The sequence below is a fragment of the Pseudomonas psychrophila genome (assembly GCF_001043005.1).
Lineage (GTDB): Bacteria > Pseudomonadota > Gammaproteobacteria > Pseudomonadales > Pseudomonadaceae > Aquipseudomonas > Aquipseudomonas psychrophila.
On sequence record NZ_JYKZ01000049.1, the window covers coordinates 1 to 747 of the forward strand.

General features: G+C 62.2%; 1 protein-coding gene and 1 pseudogene. One reads left to right on the forward strand and one right to left on the reverse strand.

Annotation, left to right across the window (positions count from 1 at the left end; genetic code table 11):
* Positions 1-488: Maf family protein (locus TU76_RS23980; RefSeq protein ID WP_048352643.1), on the forward strand; the 488-nt coding region annotated here is incomplete at its 5' end.
* Between the two features lie 117 nt (positions 489-605).
* Here TU76_RS23980 and TU76_RS25300 read toward each other — a convergent pair.
* Positions 606-747, reverse strand: a pseudogene (locus TU76_RS25300) (S49 family peptidase); the annotation flags it as partial.

Sequence of the window (747 nt, forward strand, 5' to 3'; positions counted from 1 at the left end):
TCGATGAAAGCCACCGCCCGGGCGAGTCCGCACGCGAACTGGTCGAGCGCCTGTCCCTGGAGAAGGCCCGCGCACTTGCCGACAGTCATCCCGGACACCTGATCATCGGCTCCGACCAGGTGGCAGTACTCAACGGCCACATCATCGGCAAGCCCCACACCTTCGACAAGGCTCGCCAGCAGCTAATGGACGCCAGCGGAGCCAGCGTGACGTTCCTCACCGGCCTCACCCTGCTCAACTCCCAGACCGACGGTCACCAGACCGACTGCGTTCCCTTCACCGTCCACATGCGCACACTCGACACAGAACAGATTGAGCGCTACCTGCGCGCCGAAAAACCCTACGACTGCGCCGGCAGCTTCAAAGCCGAAGGCCTAGGGGTCAGCCTGTTCCAGCGCACCGAAGGCGACGACGCCACCAGCCTGGTAGGGCTGCCACTGATTCGCCTGATCGACATGCTACTCACCGAGGGCGTTATCATCCCCTGAACTGCAAGGACTTGCCTGCCCCTCGCAAAGGAGCAAGCCAGCCCGACGGTCAGATGCCTGTCCAGCGCCCACAAAAAAGCCGGCCTTCTCAGGCCGGCTTTTTTTGACGCCTGGCGATCAACGCAAGGTCGGCCCCTGAAACCCCATCCACAGGGCCAGTTGCTCCGCCACACTCGCACCCAGCTTTTTCGAGAAGCGGTCGAAAGGCGACTCTTGCACCGTAAAGTCAACCAACTCCTTTTCCCCGATCACGTCACGC